Source organism: Bradyrhizobium sp. LeoA1Lang (assembly GCF_055413685.1).
Genome location: NZ_JBVAPG010000045.1, coordinates 1 through 18,773, shown reverse-complemented (window position 1 = coordinate 18,773; position 18,773 = coordinate 1). Strand labels below are relative to the sequence as shown.

At 63.8% G+C, this 18,773-nt stretch carries 15 protein-coding genes; 12 read left to right on the top strand and 3 right to left on the bottom strand.

All coding sequences use genetic code 11. The annotated features are described in order from the left end of the window. The first annotated feature begins 14 nt into the window (after positions 1–14). Positions 15–902 (top strand): 4-(cytidine 5'-diphospho)-2-C-methyl-D-erythritol kinase, encoded by an 888-nt coding sequence (locus tag ACZYOF_RS17220; protein WP_130582919.1) that lies wholly within the window; start codon positions 15–17, stop codon positions 900–902. Between the two features lie 147 nt (positions 903–1,049). On the opposite strand, the gene ACZYOF_RS17215 is transcribed toward ACZYOF_RS17220, so the two are convergent. Next, positions 1,050–2,060 (bottom strand): polyprenyl synthetase family protein, encoded by a 1,011-nt coding sequence (locus tag ACZYOF_RS17215; RefSeq protein WP_130582920.1) that lies wholly within the window; start codon positions 2,058–2,060, stop codon positions 1,050–1,052. Between the two features lie 169 nt (positions 2,061–2,229). Here ACZYOF_RS17215 and ACZYOF_RS17210 point away from each other — a divergent pair, with 169 nt between their 5' ends. The 7 genes from ACZYOF_RS17210 to ACZYOF_RS17180 all read left to right on the top strand — a co-directional run bounded on the left by ACZYOF_RS17210 (position 2,230) and on the right by ACZYOF_RS17180 (position 9,765). Continuing rightward, the gene (locus ACZYOF_RS17210; RefSeq protein ID WP_028166900.1) at positions 2,230–2,457 is read left to right on the top strand and encodes a putative signal transducing protein; all 228 of its coding nucleotides are present in this window, start codon (positions 2,230–2,232) and stop codon (positions 2,455–2,457) included. Further along, positions 2,450–3,205: a methyltransferase gene (locus tag ACZYOF_RS17205; RefSeq protein ID WP_463716496.1), complete on the top strand. Its 756-nt coding sequence runs from the start codon at positions 2,450–2,452 to the stop codon at positions 3,203–3,205. The genes ACZYOF_RS17210 and ACZYOF_RS17205 overlap by 8 nt, the downstream gene beginning before the upstream one ends. Positions 3,206–3,438: 233 nt before the next feature. Then, on the top strand, positions 3,439–4,350 hold the full coding sequence (locus ACZYOF_RS17200) for a S49 family peptidase (RefSeq protein WP_463716495.1): 912 nt from the start codon (positions 3,439–3,441) through the stop codon (positions 4,348–4,350). A 214-nt stretch (positions 4,351–4,564) separates the two neighbouring features. Further along, positions 4,565–4,756, top strand: coding sequence for a hypothetical protein (locus ACZYOF_RS17195; protein WP_130582922.1), 192 nt, complete (start codon positions 4,565–4,567; stop codon positions 4,754–4,756). A gap of 284 nt (positions 4,757–5,040) precedes the next feature. Next, the gene (locus ACZYOF_RS17190) at positions 5,041–5,988 is read left to right on the top strand and encodes a glycine--tRNA ligase subunit alpha (RefSeq protein WP_463716494.1); all 948 of its coding nucleotides are present in this window, start codon (positions 5,041–5,043) and stop codon (positions 5,986–5,988) included. Further along, on the top strand, positions 5,988–8,441 hold the full coding sequence (gene glyS / locus ACZYOF_RS17185) for a glycine--tRNA ligase subunit beta (RefSeq protein WP_463716493.1): 2,454 nt from the start codon (positions 5,988–5,990) through the stop codon (positions 8,439–8,441). The genes ACZYOF_RS17190 and glyS overlap by 1 nt, the downstream gene beginning before the upstream one ends. Positions 8,442–8,673: 232 nt before the next feature. Continuing rightward, positions 8,674–9,765: a hypothetical protein gene (locus ACZYOF_RS17180; protein ID WP_463716492.1), complete on the top strand. Its 1,092-nt coding sequence runs from the start codon at positions 8,674–8,676 to the stop codon at positions 9,763–9,765. Between the two features lie 222 nt (positions 9,766–9,987). Here the strand turns inward: ACZYOF_RS17180 and ACZYOF_RS17175 are convergent, their stop codons facing one another. Next, entirely contained in the window at positions 9,988–10,350 is a 363-nt protein-coding gene (locus tag ACZYOF_RS17175; protein WP_463716491.1) for a DUF1236 domain-containing protein, read from the bottom strand. A 351-nt stretch (positions 10,351–10,701) separates the two neighbouring features. Here ACZYOF_RS17175 and ACZYOF_RS17170 point away from each other — a divergent pair, with 351 nt between their 5' ends. Then, entirely contained in the window at positions 10,702–10,857 is a 156-nt protein-coding gene (locus ACZYOF_RS17170; RefSeq protein WP_080663951.1) for a DUF3096 domain-containing protein, read from the top strand. A gap of 69 nt (positions 10,858–10,926) precedes the next feature. Here the strand turns inward: ACZYOF_RS17170 and ACZYOF_RS17165 are convergent, their stop codons facing one another. Continuing rightward, entirely contained in the window at positions 10,927–11,097 is a 171-nt protein-coding gene (locus ACZYOF_RS17165) for a hypothetical protein (RefSeq protein ID WP_245476405.1), read from the bottom strand. 76 nt (positions 11,098–11,173) lie between these two features. On the opposite strand from ACZYOF_RS17165, the gene ppdK reads away from it, so the two are divergent. From ppdK to ACZYOF_RS17150, 3 genes are all read left to right on the top strand, one after another. Further along, the gene (gene ppdK / locus ACZYOF_RS17160; protein ID WP_463716490.1) at positions 11,174–13,897 is read left to right on the top strand and encodes a pyruvate, phosphate dikinase; all 2,724 of its coding nucleotides are present in this window, start codon (positions 11,174–11,176) and stop codon (positions 13,895–13,897) included. Positions 13,898–14,246: 349 nt separating this feature from the next. After that, positions 14,247–16,808: an ATP-binding protein gene (locus ACZYOF_RS17155; RefSeq protein ID WP_282526939.1), complete on the top strand. Its 2,562-nt coding sequence runs from the start codon at positions 14,247–14,249 to the stop codon at positions 16,806–16,808. A 394-nt stretch (positions 16,809–17,202) separates the two neighbouring features. Beyond that, positions 17,203–18,609, top strand: coding sequence for a cell wall hydrolase (locus ACZYOF_RS17150; RefSeq protein ID WP_463716489.1), 1,407 nt, complete (start codon positions 17,203–17,205; stop codon positions 18,607–18,609). Positions 18,610–18,773 lie beyond the last annotated feature (164 nt).

Genomic DNA, 18,773 nt, shown 5'->3' with positions numbered 1-18,773 from the left:
GGGGCGGTTTGTCGATGCCGGCGCTGATTGAGGACGCACGTGCCAAGGTCAACCTGACCCTGCGGGTGATCGGGCGGCGCGTCGACGGCTACCACGACCTTGAAAGCGTGGTGGCGTTCGCCGATTGCGCCGATCGCCTGACGCTGACGCCGGGCGAAGAACTCACGCTCACGACCTCAGGGCCGATGGCGGAGGCTTGCGGCGAGACCGCTGATAATCTCGTGCTGAAGGCCGCGCGCCTGCTCGGCGAGCGCGTTCCCGGCCTGAAGGCCGGCAGCTTTGCGCTGGAGAAGGTGTTGCCGGTGGCCGCCGGGATCGGCGGCGGTTCGGCCGATGCCGCGGCGGCGCTGCGGCTGCTCGCGCGACTGAATGATCTCGCCCTCGACGACGAGCGTCTGCGCGACGTTGCGCTGAAAACCGGCGCCGACGTGCCGGTCTGCGTCGCCTCGCATGCCTGCGACATGACCGGGGTCGGCGAGACGCTGATGCCGTTGAACCTGCCGAAGCTGCCGTGCGTCATGGTCAATCCGCGGATCCCCGTCGCCACCAAGGACGTGTTCGCGGAGCTTGGCTTGCGCCCCGGCGACCTCCTGGTCGGCGCCACCGACGTGATGCTGCAGGCGCCGTCCTGGCCGGAGCAGGGCGGCTCGCTCGACGAGTGGGTCGAGGCCCTTGCCGCCAGCTCGAACGATCTGGAAGCGCCGGCGGTGCGCATCCAGCCCGTGATCGGCGCGGTGATCGCCGCGCTCAACGCCACCGATGGCGCCTGGCTCGCGCGAATGTCCGGCTCGGGCGCCACATGTTTTGCGATCTACGAGAACACCGCCGACGCCCAGCGCGCGGCCGAGAAGCTCCGCCGCGAGCACCCCATCTGGTGGGTGCATTCGGGCGTGCTGAGCTGAAGTAGCGCAACCTGCTCTATCTATCCTACGCGGCTGTCGTCACCCGCGAAGGGGGGTGACCCAGTATTCCAGAGACGTCAGAGCAGAATCGAGAAGCCGCCGCTTACTGGATACCCCGCCTTCGCGGGGTATGACGGCGGAACAAACTCAATGCGAGCGCGCCAGGCAGAAGGCCACGACCTGCTCCAGGGCGGTCTTCATCGGGGAGGGCGGAAACAGCGCCAGCGCGTCGACGGCCATGGCGCCGTAGTGGTGGGCGCGGGTCAGTGTGTCCTCGAGCGCGCGGTGCTTGGTCATCAACCCGATCGCGTGGTCGAGATCGCCGCCGCGGATTTCGCCCTGCTCCAGCGCGCGGACCCAGAACTCGCGTTCGCTGTCATTGCCGCGGCGGAAGGCCAGCACCACCGGCAATGTGATTTTGCCCTCGCGGAAATCGTCGCCGACGTTCTTGCCGAGCTTGGCGGACTTGCCGCCATAGTCGAGCACGTCGTCGACGAGCTGGAAGGCGATGCCGAGATTCATGCCGACCGAACGGCACGCGGTCTGCTCCGCCTTCGGCCGGTTGGCGATGACGGGGCCGACCTCGCAGGCGGCGGCGAACAATTCCGCGGTCTTGCCGCGGATCACGGCGAGATATTCGTCCTCGGTGGTCGCGGTGTTCTTGGCGGCGGCAAGCTGCATCACCTCGCCCTCGGCGATGGTGGCAGCGGCCGAGGAGAGGATGTCGAGCGCGCGCAGCGAGCCGACCTCGACCATCATGCGGAAGGCCTGGCCGAGCAGGAAGTCGCCGACCAGGACGCTGGCCTCGTTGCCCCAGAGCATCCGCGCCGACAATTTGCCGCGCCGGAGCTCGCTTTCGTCGACCACGTCGTCATGCAGCAGAGTTGCGGTATGCATGAACTCGACGGCGGCGGCGAGCTTGATATGGCCGTCGCCGGAATAGCCGGAGAGCTGGGCCATCGCCAATGTCAGCATCGGCCGCAGGCGTTTTCCCCCGGAGGAGATCAGGTGGTTGGCGACCTCCGGGATCATCGTGACCTCGGAGCCGGTCCGCGCCAGGATGGTCGCGTTGACGCGTTCCATGTCGGCGGCGACCAGGGCGACCAGCGGGTCTATCGAAGCGTTCGACGGGTTTTCAAAGGGGACAATAACCGCCACGCTGGTCTCCAAATTTGCCGAAATCACACTATCCTAGGGCGTGACCCGGCAAGTCGATCACTGCGCCTAAAGACTACAATAGAAACTGCGCGCTGGGGCGGCAAGGGTACGAAGCTGTTGACATCTGTCGCATGGTCTGCGCTGGGCATGAAACATGGAGAACGAACACTTGCGGGAATTGGTCCGAACCAATGACATGGTGCTGGTGTCTGCGATCACCGCATTGCTCGACAGCGCCAATATCCATCATCTGGTGCTGGACCAGAACATGAGCGTCATCGAGGGATCGCTCGGCATCCTGCCGCGGCGTATCCTGGTCCATGAGGACGACAACCGCGCCGCGCGTGAGTTGTTGGCCGATGCGGGTTTCGCGCATGAATTGCGCGCCGATGAGTGAAGACGTCAGCGAGGACGCCTTTCTCGGCGGACGATTGCTGCTGCGACAGCTCAAGTCGGGTCACCGCGCCGGACATGACGCCATGCTGCTCGCCGCCGCGACGCGCGCGCGTCACCGCGATCGCGTGGCCGATCTGGGCGCGGGCGTCGGCGCCGCCGGCCTTGCGCTGGCCAAACGTGTTGCCGGCATCGACCTGGTGCTGGTCGAGATCGACGCGCAGCTTGCGGCACTGGCGCGCGCGAACGCGGCCGCCAACGCGATTGCCGCCGACGTGATCGTGCTCGACGTCGAATCGTCAGCGGAGGCCTTTGCCGCCGCCGGCCTGCCGCCCGACAGCGTCGATGTCGTGCTGATGAATCCGCCGTTCAATGATTCCAGACGCCACCGCGCTTCGCCGGACCGGGCGCGCGAGGTCGCGCACATCGCGTCGGCCACGACCCTGCAAAGCTGGATCCATGCCGCGCGGCGCATCCTGAAATCCGGAGGAGAATTGACGCTGATCTGGCGCGCCGATGGCATTGCCGAGGTGCTGGCCGCGCTCGATCGCGGATTCGGCAGCCTCGAGATTCTGCCCGTTCACGCCGATGTGACCGCGGTGGCGGGCCGCATCCTGGTTCGCGCGGTCAAAGGCGGGCGCGCGCCGACGCGCCTCCATGCCGCTCTCGTGCTCAATGACGAGTCTGGCGTGCCTAATAAAGAGGTACAGGAGAGCTTGATGGGGAAGGGGATATTGCCGCTTGCCGGGTGAAGATGCCGGACCGCGGACCTGTCCTTTACTATTGCGGGAGCGTGTCCGACTGCCGTTCGGGTGCTGCGGTAAAGTGAACCGCCGCGAGCAGGGTACCGATCAGCAAAATCAGCAGATAGATTTTCATCTTGCTCTCCGCTGCGCGATTGCAGCTAGAACACCGCGATGCAAGGGGCGTTCCATCAGTGGATGACAGTGGTGGGATAAAAAACGGTTAATTCGAGGTAACGGGAATGAGTGAACAAAGAATTGATCGCCCCGGACTGCCGGGCCTCTTCGAGAGGCTCGAGGGCTGGCTCCCGGCACGGCTGCAGCGTGGCATGGCCGTGGTGCCGGTGGTGCGACTGTCGGGCGTGATCGGCGCGGTGACGCCGCTGCGGCCCGGCATGACGCTCGCCGGCATCGCGAAGACGCTCGAACGCGCGTTTGCGATCCGCAACGCCAAGGCGGTGGCGCTGGTGATCAATTCGCCCGGCGGATCGCCGGTACAGTCGCGCCAGATCTATTTGCGGATCCGGCAGCTCGCCGCCGAAAAGAAGCTGCCGGTCCTGGTGTTCGTCGAGGACGTCGCGGCCTCCGGCGGCTACATGATCGCCTGTGCGGGTGACGAGATCTTCTGCGACCCGTCCTCCATCCTCGGTTCGATCGGGGTGGTCGGCGGCAGCTTCGGTTTCCAAGAACTGATCCGCAAAATCGGCGTCGAGCGGCGGCTCTATACCGCCGGCGAGCACAAGGCGATGCTCGATCCATTCCTCCCCGAGAAGCCCGAGGAGGTGGCGCGGCTGAAGTCGATCCAGCGCGAGATCCACGAGATCTTCATCGCACTGGTGAAGCAGAGCCGGGGCGCACGGCTGAAAGGCGCCGACGATGTGCTCTTCACCGGCGAATATTGGGCCGGCGAAAGTTCTATTGCGCTCGGACTTGCGGACGGGATCGGCGACCTCCGCTCGACCCTCCGTGCCCGCTATGGCGAGAAGGTGCTGACGCCGGTGATCGCGCCCGCAAGCGGACTTTTGTCGGGCCTTCTGGGACGGCGATCGCCCGGAGCCGGCTCGCTGGCGGCGCTGGACCGGCTCGGAGGACTGCCGGATGATTTGATCTCGGCATTGGAAACGCGCGCGATCTGGGCCAAATTCGGGTTCTAGAGCTTCGGTTCTGATTGAAATCAGAACCGAAGCTCTAGATTCTTTGTTTTGACGCGTTTTCTTCACGCGAACCGGTGTCCACTTCGCTCGAAAACGCTTTGAAGATGCTGCCGTTTGCCGCATCCGTTACCAAAAGGTTGATTGCGGACCGCCTCAGCTCAAGCGAAAATACCAGCTATTGGGGGCCTGAGAGGTGAACGACAAGGATCGACCGATGCCAGCCATGATCGCATTTGCGGGCGTTTTGGGAGGGCTCGCCGTGGTCCGCTGGGCCTATCGCACGGCCGTGCGGATCAACGAGGAACTGGAAGAGGCGCGTCGCGCCCACATGGCCGAGGCCGTCAGCCGCAGCGAGATTCCGACCCTGCGCCGCGACCCCGTCACCGGCGCCTACCGCCCGGGCTAGGGACTCGCATACTCGTCATGCCCGGGCTTGCCCATCTTCGCTATGGCTTCGCCGGACTGAGATTAGAGTGCCCGGCGAAGCCTCGGCGTAGCCGGGTCCCGGGCATCCACGCCCTTCCTTCCTGCTGATGCCAAAGACGTGGATGGCCGGGACAAGCCCGGCCATGACGGCCACGTGGGACGCGTCTTTCGCGCAATCGGCAGGCGCGTTCGCCTTGATTCCCCGTCTCCCCGCCGATACGGTCCGCGCGCTTTCAAACCCTCATCGCGAGACCGATGCCGACGATGGATTCCCTGCCTGCCCATATGCGCCCGGAACGTTCGTTCCAGGGACTGATCCTGACGCTGCAGCGCTACTGGGCGGATTACGGCTGCGTGATCCTGCAGCCCTATGACATGGAGGTCGGCGCCGGCACCTTCCATCCCGCCACGACCTTGCGCGCGCTGGGGCCGAAGCGCTGGAACGCGGCCTATGTGCAGCCCTCGCGCCGGCCGAAGGACGGCCGCTATGGCGAGAACCCCAACCGTCTCCAGCATTATTACCAGTTCCAAGTGATCCTGAAGCCGTCGCCATCAGACATCCAGGAACTCTATCTGAAATCGCTGGCCGCGATCGGCGTCGATTCGGCGCTGCACGACATCCGCTTTGTCGAGGACGACTGGGAGAGCCCGACGCTCGGAGCCTGGGGACTGGGCTGGGAATGCTGGTGCGACGGCATGGAAGTGTCGCAGTTCACCTATTTCCAGCAGGTCGCTGGCGTCGAATGCGCGCCTGTCGCGGGTGAGCTCACCTACGGGCTCGAGCGGCTGGCGATGTATGTGCAGGGCGTCGACCGCGTCTACGACCTCAACTTCAACGGCCGCGAGGGCGCCGAGAAGGTGAGCTATGGCGACGTGTTCCTGCAGGCCGAGCAGGAATATTCGCGGCACAATTTTGAGATTGCCGACACCGCGATGCTGTTTGAGCAGTTCAGGATGGCCGAAGAAGCCTGCAAGAAATATCTCGCGGCCGGCTGGCAAGAAAACTCGAACTTGGGCGGCAACCAGCGCGAGCACCTGATGGCGCTGCCGGCCTATGACCAGTGCATCAAGGCAAGCCACGTGTTCAACCTGCTCGACGCGCGCGGCGTGATCTCGGTGACGGAGCGGCAGAGCTACATCCTGCGGGTGCGCGAACTGGCGAAGGCCTGCGGCGAAGCCTGGATCCACACCGAAGCCGGCAGGGCCGCCTGATGCCTGATCTTCTGCTCGAACTGTTCTCCGAGGAAATCCCCGCGCGCATGCAGGCGAAGGCGGCGGACGATCTGCGCCGCATGGTGACCGACAAGCTCGTCGCCGAGGGATTGGTCTACGAAGGCGCCCGCGCGTTCGCGACGCCGCGGCGGCTGGCGCTGACCGTGCACGGCATTCCGGCGCGGCAGCCGGACTTGAAGGAAGAGCGCCGCGGCCCCCGCGTCGGCGGGCCTGAGCCCGCGATCCAGGGATTCTTGAAGGCCACGGGTCTTGCCTCAATCGAGGATGCAAAAATCCAGAGCGACAAGAAGGGCGATTTCTACATCGCGCTGATCGAGAAGCCGGGCCGGCCCGCGCTCGACGTGCTCGCCGAGATCCTGCCGGTCATCGTCAGAACCTTCCCTTGGCCGAAATCGATGCGCTGGGGCGCGCGTTCGGCGAGGCCCGGCGCGCTGACCTGGGTGCGTCCGCTGCACGCGATCACCGCCACCTTCGGTCCCGAGACCGAGGAGCCCGATGTGGTGAATTTCTCGGTCGATGGCATCGAGGCGGGGCAGACGACGTTCGGCCACCGCTTCATGGCCCCGGCTGCGATCTCCGTGCGCCATTTTCATGACTACGAAGCCAAGCTGCAGGCGGCCAAGGTCGTGCTCGATCCACAGGCGCGCAAGGACGTGATCCTGGCGGATGCAAAGACGCTGGCGCAGGCACAGAACTTTGAATTGGTCGAGGACCAGGGGCTGCTGGATGAGGTCGCCGGCCTCGTCGAATGGCCGGTCGCGCTGATGGGCGCGTTCGACAAGGAATTCCTGTCGATCCCGGACGAGGTGATCCGCGCCACCATCCGCAACAACCAGAAATGCTTCGTGGTCAGCGATCCCAATACGGGCAAGCTGACCAACAAGTTCATCCTCACCGCCAACATCGAGGCCACCGACGGCGGCAAGGCCATCGTCGCCGGCAACGAACGCGTGATCCGCGCGCGGCTTTCCGATGCGAAGTTCTTCTACGAGACGGACCTGAAGACGAAGCTCGAGGACCGGCTGCCGAAGTTCGACCAGATCGTGTTCCACGAAAAGCTGGGCACCCAGGGCGAGCGCATCAAGCGGATCGAGCGTTTGGCCGCGGAGATCGCACCGCTGGTCGGCGCCGATGTCGAGAAGACGAAACGCGCCGCGCATTTGGCGAAGGCGGATTTGCTGACGGAAGTCGTCGGCGAATTCCCGGAGCTGCAGGGCTTGATGGGCAAGTACTACGCGCTGGCGCAGGGCGAGGATGCGTCCGTCGCTGCCGCGAGCGAGGAGCACTACAAGCCGCAGGGGCCCGCGGATCGCGTGCCGACTGATCCGGTGAGCGTGGCAGTCGCGCTGGCGGACAAGATCGATACGCTGGTTGGATTCTGGGCGATCGACGAAAAGCCGACGGGGAGCAAGGATCCGTATGCGCTAAGGCGCGCCGCTCTGGGCGTTACGCGATTGCTGGTTGATAATCAGGTTCGCTTCAATCTTGGTCCGATCCTAGCTAACCATTTCAGAGCGGCCGTCATTTCTGAAGCCGAACAAGTGGAACAGCTCTACCATTCGCTTGGTGACAGAAATTGGGGGAAAGACGGGCTATTTGTTTCCGACCTTGATGCTCTTTTCGCGGTTCATTTCACAACTTGCCTGCTTGCGCACGATGGGAGTGCGCAACCTGCTTATGCCAACTATCAAGAGGCCAAACGGTCTGGCCAAAGCAATCTTCCGTATGATGCGATCAACAAGGCTCTCTTGGAAAAATTCTTTATCGTTCGCGATTTCATGGAAGCCGCAATTCCGGATAGGCGAACAAGAATTGAAGCGGACCTGAGCGAACTAGATAAGGCCGATTACCTAAGGAAGTGGAATACCGCGGAGAATTTCGTAAAAGAGGTAGTTGACCTCGCATCAAGCGACCTCCTCGCCTTCTTCGCCGACCGCCTGAAAGTCCAGCTTCGCGACCAGGGCGCGCGGCACGATCTTGTCGACGCCGTGTTCTCGCTCGGTGGACAGGACGATCTGCTGCTCGTCGTCCGCCGCGTCGAGGCGCTCGGCAAATTCCTCGACAGCGACGACGGCAAGAACCTGCTTGCGGGCACCAAGCGCGCGGGCAACATCCTTGCGATCGAGGAGAAGAGGGACAAGCGCACGTTCGATGGTGCACCCGATCCGTCGCTCTATCGGCAGGACGAAGAGAAGGCGCTGGCGAAGGCGATCGATCAGGTCAAGCGTGAGGCGAGTGCTGCGGTCGCGGCCGAGGACTTCGCCGGCGCGATGAGCGTGATGGCGACGCTGCGGCCGGCGGTCGATGCGTTCTTCGACAAGGTCAAGGTCAATGATGACGATCCGAAGGTGCGCGAGAACCGACTGAAGCTGTTGAATGAAATTCGCGCCGCGACACGGGCGGTCGCGGATTTCTCGAAGATCCAGGATTGATCCTGACGCTGTCATTCCGGGGCGCGCGAAGCGCGAGCCCGGAATCCATCGGGCAGCAGAGCACGCGGCGAAATGGATTCCGGGCTCGTCCTTCGGACGCCCCGGAATGACGGCGTGGGGCAGGCAGAAATATCCCGCAACATTTACCCCTCATTAACCACGTCCTGCGAAGGTCGTGCCGGGTGAACGGTTTCTTAAGAAATCGCCCGCGCGCAAATGCAGGAATTTCCCGATGACCTCCATCGGCACGGCGCTCAATCCTTACGCCCAATATGGTTCGGCCTATGCGCGGGCGGCGGCGACGCCGTCGCTGGCATCGACGCTGTCCAACGACAGCGCGAATAATGATCCACTCGCGTCCAACAGCGCGACCAACCTGACCTTGTCGGAAGCGGCCCGCGCGCAACTCGCAAAAGGATCGCTGCTCGACTTCACGACGGTCACGAACGACGCGCGCGCGACGCTCGACCGGCTCTACACGGCAGCCGGCGTGAAGGGACCGCTGGTCGATGGCAAGACCACGATCGATCTCTCGAGCCTGGATCGCCGCTCGCTGTTTGCGATCTCGACCAATAATGGCGGCAAGTTCACTTCCGATGAGCAGGCGGTGGCGGCCGGCGCGTTGAAGCAGCGCTTCGATGCCGCGCTGGCGCCGTCGCTGGCGACCACGCGCCTGACCGGCGACTACAATGTCAGCTACAAGGCGGCGCTGGATTATCTCGACGGCGCCAGCCCCGAAGAGAAGGCGACCGCGACCTGGGCGGCCCAGCGCGGCGCGGTGTTCAAGGGCTATCAGGCGACGCAGACGGACCCGACGGTAGCACCAACGGGAATTGCCGGCGATCCGATCGCGGCCGCGCTCGCCGGCACGACCAGTCCCACGACCGGCAAGAGCCGCGACTTCGGCGATATCGCCAGCGACGTGCGCGGGTTTCTCGACCGCCAGAAGAGCGAGGCGGCAAGCAATGGCAAGGAGCTGGTCTATGACCCCGGACGAAAAACCGGGCAATTGGCCGATCTGTCTCCGCTCGACAATCGCTCACTGTCGGCGATCGCGCTGAACAAGAACAATCGATTCTCCGTCGAGGAGGTCTATGCCGCCAAGCAGGAATTGAATGCTCGGACGCGCGCCTCCGTTCTCGACGCGCTGAAGGAGAGCCAATCGACCGGCGATCCGCGTCAGCTCAGCCTCGGCATCCTGAAGGCCTATTCCTCGATGAGCTCCGAAGAGCGGCAGGCCGCGAACTGGACGCCCCAATTCCAGGATGCCGCGATCAAGAACTACAAGTCGACCTCGACGCTGCTCTCGATGCTGCGATCGTAATCGCTAGAGCTTCGGTTCTGATTGAATCAGAACCGAAGCTCTAGCTAGATTCTTGTTTTGACGCGTTTTCTTCACGCGAACCGGTGTCCACTTCGCTCGAAAACGCTCTAGGCAGAAAGCAAAGCCCCGCCTGGAGGGGAGGGCCAGGCGGGGCTCTTGGGTCCGGTCGCAGTCGCGCACATCCGCTCGCACGGCGCCCGGACTACTCGCTAACGTCCAGGGTCAGTCGATCACCTGAACGATGCGACGCGAGCGCGGCTCGACCAGCACGGTCTCACCGTTCACGACGGTGTATCGGAACGGGGTTCCACCGAAGCGTTGCGGCACGTCGTAATAGATCACGCCGGTTTCCGGCAGCACGGTGCCAACTGCCACGCGGTCGGAAATCGTGTAGTCCGGCACGCGTTCGCGGACGACATATTCGCGGAACGCCGGCCGCTGATCGACCGTGATCCCGCCACCTTCTTCCACCACAACGGTATTGCCGCCGACAACGCCGGTGGTGACGCTGCCTTGCGCCTGCGCCGCGACCGGTGCACTGATCGCGCACGCCATCGCTGCAACGGCAAGGAATCGGTTTCGCATGGCTCACTCCTTCGCGACGATTTTGCTTTGAGGCGGGGTCTCCTTTGAGACGCCGCGAGTGCCGGCTTTTTGCCGATGCACAATGTGGGGCCAATGCATCGCGCGCGCCGATGTTCCGCAAAAAGCGCGGCCATATCCGCGGCAATTTTGAGCAATTTTCGTGGATAGCGGAACCGATTGAACCGTCGAACGTCTCAAATATTGGGCCGTGGTGGCGGGCGGGGCCGATTCTCGGTCTGACGCGTTTCCTTCATGCGAAACCGGTAACACTTCGCTCGAAAACGCGATGCCAGTACAATACCCGCCTCGATTCGATTTCCTTCCCGAACAAATCTGCTGGAGCTTCCTCAAATGGTCATCACCGCTGCGCATGTCCCTGCCATCGTGGCCCTGATCGCAGGCATTCTGATCCTGGTCATGCCGCGGCTGCTGAACTTCATCGTAGCGATCTATCTGATCTTCGTGGGCTTGGTCGGCATGGGGCTTTTGCGCTGGCTGCATTTGTAGGATCGAAAGCCCGTTCGCAGCTTGCGCCCGACACACCAAAGTGGTGTAAGGCGCCCATCTTCTTGCCCCTCACTCCGGATTGTTGAAAGCCATGGCCAAAGCCGTTGCCAAGTCCAAGAAAGCAGCAGAGAAAAGCGCAGCGAAATCAAAGCCATCCGCCCCGGCCCGCAAGGCCGCGCCGGCGGCGCGAAAGGCGCTGAAGAAGAGCGCGCCAAAGGTGGCGGCGAAGGCTCCGGTCAAGGCTCCCGCCAAGTCTCCTGTTAAGACTCCTGTCAAGGCTGCTGCTAAGGCCCCCGCCAAGCCGGTGGCGAAGTCCGTGACGAAAGCGCCGGCGTCAAAGCCGGCCGTGGCGGCGATCAAGCCCAACAAATGGGTCTTCACCTTCGGCGACGGCAAGGCCGAGGGCAAAGCCGAGATGCGCGATCTGCTCGGCGGCAAGGGCGCCAACCTCGCCGAGATGGCCAATCTGGGCCTGCCGGTGCCGCCCGGCTTCACGATCCCGACCTCGGTCTGCACTTATTTCTACGAGCACGAGAAGACCTATCCAAAAGAGCTGAAGGCGCAGGTTGAGAAGGCGCTCGACTATGTCGGCAAGCTGACCGGCAAGATCTTCGGCGACGCCAAGAACCCGCTCCTGGTCTCGGTCCGCTCCGGCGCCCGCGCCTCGATGCCGGGCATGATGGACACCGTGCTCAACCTGGGGCTGAACGATCAGACCGTGGAGGCGCTGGCCGATCTCTCGGGCGACCGCCGCTTTGCCTATGACAGCTACCGCCGCTTCATCACGATGTATTCGGACGTGGTGCTCGGTTTTGAGCACCATCACTTCGAAGACATCCTCGACGCCTTCAAGGACAGCCAGGGCTATTCGCTGGACACCGACCTGACCGGTGACGACTGGGTCGAGCTGGTCGGCAAGTATAAGGAAGCGGTCGAGCGCGAGACTGGCCATCCGTTCCCGCAGGATCCGCACGATCAGCTCTGGGGCGCGATCGGCGCGGTGTTCTCCTCGTGGATGAACGCGCGCGCGGTCACCTACCGCAAGCTGCACGACATTCCGGCGACCTGGGGCACGGCCGTCAACGTGCAGGCGATGGTGTTCGGCAATATGGGCGAGACGTCGGCGACCGGCGTCGCCTTCACCCGCAATCCCTCGACCGGCGAGAGCAAGCTCTACGGCGAATTCCTGATCAACGCGCAGGGCGAGGACGTCGTGGCCGGCATCCGCACGCCGCAGGACATCACCGAGTACGCGCGTCAGGAGAGCGGCTCCGACAAGCCGTCGATGGAAACCGCGATGCCCGACGCGTTCAAGGAGCTGACGCGGATCTACACGCTGCTGGAAAAGCACTACCGCGACATGCAGGACATGGAGTTCACGGTCGAGCAGGGCAAGCTGTGGATGCTGCAGACCCGCGGCGGCAAGCGCACCGCGAAGGCGGCGCTGCGCATCGCCGTCGAGCTCGCCAATGAGGGCCTGATCTCGAAAGAAGATGCGGTGACGCGGATCGATCCGGCCTCGCTCGATCAATTGCTGCACCCGACCATCGATCCGGCGGCGAAGCGCGATATCATCTGCACCGGCCTGCCGGCCTCGCCGGGTGCGGCTTCCGGCGAGATCGTGTTTTCCTCCGACGAAGCGGCCAAGCTGCAGGCTGACGGCCGCAAGGTCATTCTCGTCCGTGTCGAGACCAGCCCGGAAGACATCCACGGCATGCACGCGGCCGAGGGCATCCTGACCACCCGCGGCGGCATGACCTCGCATGCCGCGGTGGTCGCGCGCGGCATGGGCAAGCCCTGCGTCTCCGGCTGCGGCGCCATCCGCGTCGATTACGGCCGCGGCACGATGAGCGTCGGCTCGCGCACCTTCAAGGCGGGCGACGTCATCACCATCGATGGCGGCATCGGCCAGGTGCTGGCCGGGCGCATGCCGATGATCGAGCCGGAGCTGTCGGGCGAGTTCGGCACGCTGATGGGCTGGGCCGACGGCGTGCGCCGGCTGGGCGTCCGCGTCAACGGCGATACCCCCGACGATGCGCGCACCGCGGTGAAGTTCGGTGCCGAGGGCATCGGCCTCTGCCGCACCGAGCACATGTTCTTCGAGGAGACGCGCATCCGCACGGTGCGCGAGATGATCCTGTCGGAAGACGAGCAATCGCGCCGCGCCGCGCTGTCGAAGCTGTTGCCGATGCAGCGCGCCGACTTCGTCGAGCTGTTCGAGATCATGAAGGGCCTCCCCGTCACGATCCGCCTGCTCGATCCGCCGCTACACGAGTTCCTGCCGCACACCCAGGCCGAGATCGAGGAAGTCGCGCGCGCGATGAACACCGATCCGCGCCGGCTCGCCGATCGCGCCCGCGAACTCGCCGAGTTCAACCCGATGCTCGGCTTCCGCGGCTGCCGTCTTGCGATCGCCTATCCTGAGATCGCCGAGATGCAGGCGCGCGCGATCTTCGAGGCGGCGGTCGAAGCCGGCAAGCGCACCGGCAAGGCCGTCGGGCTCGAGGTGATGGTGCCGCTGATCGCCACCAAGGCCGAGTTCGACCTGGTGAAGGCGCGGATCGACGCCACCGCGCATGCGGTGACGAAGGAGACCGGCGCCAAGCTGACCTACCAGGTCGGCACCATGATCGAGCTGCCGCGCGCCTGCCTGATGGCCGGCAAGGTCGCCGAGACCGCCGAGTTCTTCTCCTTCGGCACCAACGACCTGACCCAGACCACCTACGGCATCAGCCGCGACGACGCCGCGAGCTTCCTCGGCACCTACATCGCCAAGGGTATCCTCGAGATCGATCCCTTCATCTCGGTCGATCGCGACGGCGTCGGCGAGCTGGTCAGGATCGGTGTGGAGCGCGGCCGCAAGACGCGGCCCAACTTGAAGGTCGGCATCTGCGGCGAGCATGGCGGCGATCCCGCCTCCGTCGCGTTCTGCCACGAGGTTGGGCTCGACTATGTCTCGTGCTCGCCCTACCGCGTGCCGATCGCGCGGCTGGCCGCAGCCCAAGCCGCGCTCGGCAAGGCGATCGCGAGCCAGGCGTGACGTTCTTCACCTCTCCCGCAAGCGGGAGAGGGAGTGCAGCATTGATCGCGGATGCAATTCGATATTCTTCATGCGCTAACTGAGAATGGCCGGGGATTTCCCGGCCATTTTCTTTTGTGCGCGACGTCCGCCGGATGGTCCTGCGAGCGCGCGGGCAAGGAAAGACGCGTTACAGGCGTAACCCAACTTTCCGCGTGCTGAAATCGAACTGTAACCCGCGCTCACAATCCTGTGCCAGTAGAGTGAGGTTTGGTATGGGATGCTTCAGATTGTTTTTGCGTATTCAATTGAGATCAGCGCAGCGACGGCGCGATGGCGGGCGAGCGTCAGGATTGGGGCGTGATGGGAAGTGACCCTTCTATCACGGCTGCTTGTGCTGGTGGCTGTCGCTCTGCTGCCGGCAATAGCGATCCAAGCGTATAATGAATTCGACCTGCGTCGCGCGCGTCAGATCGAGGTGCAGAACCAAGCGCTCAATCTGGCTGAACTTGCCGCCGCGGAGCAACGGCAGATCGTTCAGGGAATTCATCAGGTCCTGATCACGCTGTCGGAGCTTCCGTCGATCAAGGCGAAGGACGGCGAGTCGTGCAATGCATATATGGGCGCTATCAAGCAGCGATTCCCGGCTTTCCTCACCGTTGTCGTCACCGATTTGAACGGCATCACGTTCTGCACCCCTGACAATAATCGCAAGCCGGTCGATGTCTCGGGCCGGGCCTATTTCGCCAACTTGCGGAAAACCGGCGCATTCTCCGTCGGCGAGTTCTCGCTGGGCCTGTCATCCGGTCGAAAGGCCATTCAGTTTGCATTGCCTTTCTACGAACAGGACGGGCAGATGGGGGGTGCCATCATCGCAACCCTCAGCCTGGATTGGCTCGCCGACTACATTGCGCGAAAGGGCGCGCCGGCGGGAGCTGCGCTCGGAATCATGGACCGCAACGGGAGGTACCTTGCCCGCTATCCCGACAACGCGCGCTTTGTCGGGCGGACCCTGAGCGAAGGGCATGAACCACACCTTGAGAAATCCGGTGCGGCCGACACCACGGAGCTCGACGGCGTGGAGCGGATCGTCGGCTATGCAGCCCTGCCGGACAGTTCCGGAGGCCTTCTCATCAGCTTCGGCCTGGACAAGGACCAGGCATTCACCGCAATCCAGCACGGCACGCAGCGCGGCGTCTTCCTGATCATCCTGAGTACCGCGCTGGTGCTGATCCTGACATCCTTGGGCGCCCGTCGGTTCATCCGTCGCCCGCTTGGGCAATTGGTCGACGCCGCCAACCGATGGCGGCTCGGCGATTTTACCCGGCGGGTGGACATCCATGGCACTTCCGAAATCGCGCGGGTCGCCGATGCATTCAACACCATGGCCGATGCGCTGGAACACCGCGAGCAGGAATTGTCCGATGCGAGGAAGAAAGCGGAGGAAGCCGCGGCCCGGATCACGATGATCTTCGAGAGCACCACCGACAGCGTGCTGATCATCGATCAGGACTGGCGCCTCACCTATCTCAACGGACCCGCCTGGACAGACCTTGCGGAGGGGCAGGATGTCAGGGGCCTGACGTTGTCGGAGGCATTTCCAGACGCCGATGACCTCGATATCACCAACCAGATCCTGGAGGTGACATCAACGCAGCGGCCGGCATTCCTCGAAGTGTTCTGTACGCGTCGGCAGGTCTGGTACGCGGTCAATGCGTTTCCCTCCAGCCAGGGTCTCGTGATCTTTCTTCGCGACATCACCGATCACAAGCATGCGGTGGAGGCGCGCCGGCTGATCGAGGAGCAATTCCACCAGAGCCAAAAGATGGAGTCGGTCGGTCAGCTCACCGGGGGGATCGCGCACGACTTCAACAATCTGCTCACGGTGGTCTCGAACAGCCTCGACCTCATCGAGGATGCCGCCGACATCGGCAAGGTCCGGCAGTACGCCGCGGCGGCCCGTCGCGCCACCCAGCGAGGGGAGAAGCTGACGTCGCAGCTTCTCGCCTTCTCGCGGCGGCAGATACTCAATCCCAAACTCGTCAACGCGAATCAGCTCATTGCCGAATTCCAGGGTCTGATCCAGCAAGCGGTCGGGGGAGGCTGCGAGGTCAGGCTGCGGACCGACGAGCAATTGTGGCTGTGCCATGTCGATCCTTCATCGCTGGAGACCGCTCTTCTCAACCTTGCGCTCAATGGGCGCGATGCGATGCCGGACGGCGGCGTGCTCGAGATCGAGACGCGGAATGTCGAACTCGAGCAGGGGGCCGTGGCCGAGTGTCAGGCAGGACCTTATGTGTGGCTGGCCGTCAAGGATTCCGGCTGCGGGATGCCGCCCGAAGTGCGCGACAGGATCTTCGAGCCCTTCTTCACGACCAAGGAAGTCGGCAAGGGGACCGGGCTTGGCCTCAGCATGGTCTATGGCTTCGTTCGACAGTCCGGCGGGCACGTCACTGTCGAAAGCACGCCGGGAGCAGGGACTACGGTCGCACTCTACCTGCCCAAGGCCGACAAGGCCCCGGAGGCGCCGGTGCAAGAACGGAAGGCACGAGCTATACCGGGAGGTTCGGAGCGGATCCTCGTCGTCGACGACAATGAGGATCTGCTCGAGGTCACCTCGGCGATGTTGAGCTCGTTCGGCTACGAAGTTGTCTGTGCCCGCAACGGACTTGAGGCCCTGAAGATGTTGAGGGGCGACGAGGACTTCGCGCTCCTGTTCAGCGACATCGTGATGCCGAGCGGCATGAACGGCATCGAGCTGGCGCGCGAAGCGAGACGGCTGTGCAGGGACATCAAGATCCTGCTCACCTCCGGTTATGCCGGAGATGCATTGGAACGGCACCACGCCGTGGACGAGTTTCCGATCATCGAGAAACCCTTCCATGTCGCGGACCTTGCCCGGCGCCTGCAGGCGCTCCTGCACGAAGACTAGAGCATGATCCTATCAGGCTGCTGGACAATTGAATCAGAGCCCACCCCACGTCGTTGCGAGCGAAGCGAAGCAATCCATGCCGCCACTCGGCGAGAGATGGATTGCTTCGCTCCGCTCGCAATGACAACGGATAGAGCCGCTGACACGTCCCGAGCATCTTCACGCGGTGAAGACTTTCTTCACCACGTTCGTTGACCTCATATTTACCACTTTCATCCGCGAGGCATTTACCAATGCATTCGATGCGTCGCGCAAAATCTGTGCGATCTCTTGTGTGTAGCGGACAAGCCACGCCGATTAACCCCGCGGCAACCTAAATTCGATACCAACAAATTTGGTCGAATGGCACGGATGGACTGCGTTCGGTCGTTGTAAGTGTTGCGTGAGCGTATCGATGTTAGTGTTGCGTAACCATCCGAAGGGCGCACGGTTCGCGCTCTTCGGACTCGGTCTTAGCATCTTCGCATTGATGCCGACCGAGACCGGATATCAGGACATCGCGTCACTGCTTGCCCGCCAGCCCGGGGTCGCCGAGCGCTGGCAGAAGCGCATGTTCTCCGCCATGGGCACGATCCACGTCGCCGCCTACAGTTTCGGCCGACCGATCGGGACGTCCTCGCCGCAAGTTGCCACCTATCGGCTGGCGCGGCTCGACAGCCAGGGCGGCGACCTCACCGGTTCCATCACCCGCAACCCGATCGTCGCGCAGCCGCCGCGCTACGCCGCCTCCGATTTCCCCACGGTCGATCGCACGCTGAAGGGCGATCGTCTCGCCGTCGCGCCCCCGGCTGAAGCTGCGCCCAGCGAGTCCGCGCCTGCAAGCGAAGATCCCTCGACCTCGAACTCTTCGGTCAGGGGCATGAAGACCGCTGCGCGCGCACCCGCCGCACATGTGCCGCTCGATCCGGAATTGCAGGACGCGCTGAACGCGCCGCCATTGCCGCAATATGCGCCGTCGCAGCCGGCGTCACCGACGGCCGCTCCCGAGACGGCGCCTCCGGCGCGCGATGCGTTCGCGTTCAAGACCTCAAACCTGTTCTTCGGCTCGTCGCTCGGAACGCCCGAGACCATGGAGCGCTGGCAGCCGGGCGAGGAGCCGACGATCGTCGCGCCCGATGCCTCGCCCGATCCGGACATGAAGGCGATGGCCTCGCTGCCCGTCGATGCCGACGGCCCGGTGCGCGCCGGCGACATGGGTGAGAGCATTGCGCCGAAGGGCGAGGTCAATGCCGACGACCAGCACGCCAAGACGCCGGCCGAGCGGCTCGGCCTGTTCGACGAGAAGTCGCGCGCCAAATCCGAAAAGTGCCTTGCCGAAGCCGTCTATTTCGAAGCGAGGGGCGAGGCGGTGCGTGGCCAGATCGCGGTGGCGCAGGTGGTGTTGAACCGCGCTTTCTCCGGCAAATATCCGACCAACGTCTGTGGCGTGGTCTACCAGAACAAGTATCGCCACTTCGCCTGCCAGTTCACCTTCGCCTGCGACAACGTCCGCGACGTGATCCGCGAGCCTGATATGTGGGACCGCGCGCGGAAGATCGCCAAGGCGATGCTGGATGGCCGGCTCTGGCTGCCCGAGGTCGACAAGTCGACGCACTATCACGCCTATTGGGTGCGCCCGTCCTGGGTCAGCGAAATGAAGAAGACGTACAAGTTCGGCGTCCACACCTTCTATCGCCCGCGCGCCTGGGGCAATGGCAGCGACGCGCCGAGCTGGGGAAACCCGGCCGAGACCGCGGAGATCTCGGCAGAGCTCGCCGAGGCCGCACAAAGCTCCGCCGAGCAGGCCAGCGCGAAGCGGTAAGCGTCACCGGCGATAAGTCTTGCGTCGTCCCGGCGAAGGCGGGGACCCATATGTGGACGGCCCCCGTGGCACAAGAGCTTTTGAGGTGATCGGATCGCTTGCATCCATATGTCCGGCCTGTTTGATGCGATCGGATGATCGCTGGCCAAGATGGGATGCGCGAG

Bases quoted from the DNA above. Each gene is read 5' to 3' on its own strand.
- ACZYOF_RS17180 (WP_463716492.1), top strand. From the start codon at position 8,674: ATGACCTCCATCGGCACGGCGCTCAATCCTTACGCCCAATATGGTTCG.
- ACZYOF_RS17200 (WP_463716495.1), top strand. From the start codon at position 3,439: ATGAGTGAACAAAGAATTGATCGCCCCGGACTGCCGGGCCTCTTCGAG.
- ACZYOF_RS17175 (WP_463716491.1), bottom strand. From the start codon at position 10,350: ATGCGAAACCGATTCCTTGCCGTTGCAGCGATGGCGTGCGCGATCAGT.
- ACZYOF_RS17205 (WP_463716496.1), top strand. From the start codon at position 2,450: ATGAGTGAAGACGTCAGCGAGGACGCCTTTCTCGGCGGACGATTGCTG.
- ACZYOF_RS17195 (WP_130582922.1), top strand. From the start codon at position 4,565: ATGCCAGCCATGATCGCATTTGCGGGCGTTTTGGGAGGGCTCGCCGTG.
- ACZYOF_RS17170 (WP_080663951.1), top strand. From the start codon at position 10,702: ATGGTCATCACCGCTGCGCATGTCCCTGCCATCGTGGCCCTGATCGCA.
- ACZYOF_RS17220 (WP_130582919.1), top strand. From the start codon at position 15: ATGCCGGCGCTGATTGAGGACGCACGTGCCAAGGTCAACCTGACCCTG.
- ACZYOF_RS17150 (WP_463716489.1), top strand. From the start codon at position 17,203: ATGTTAGTGTTGCGTAACCATCCGAAGGGCGCACGGTTCGCGCTCTTC.
- glyS (WP_463716493.1), top strand. From the start codon at position 5,988: ATGCCTGATCTTCTGCTCGAACTGTTCTCCGAGGAAATCCCCGCGCGC.
- ACZYOF_RS17190 (WP_463716494.1), top strand. From the start codon at position 5,041: ATGGATTCCCTGCCTGCCCATATGCGCCCGGAACGTTCGTTCCAGGGA.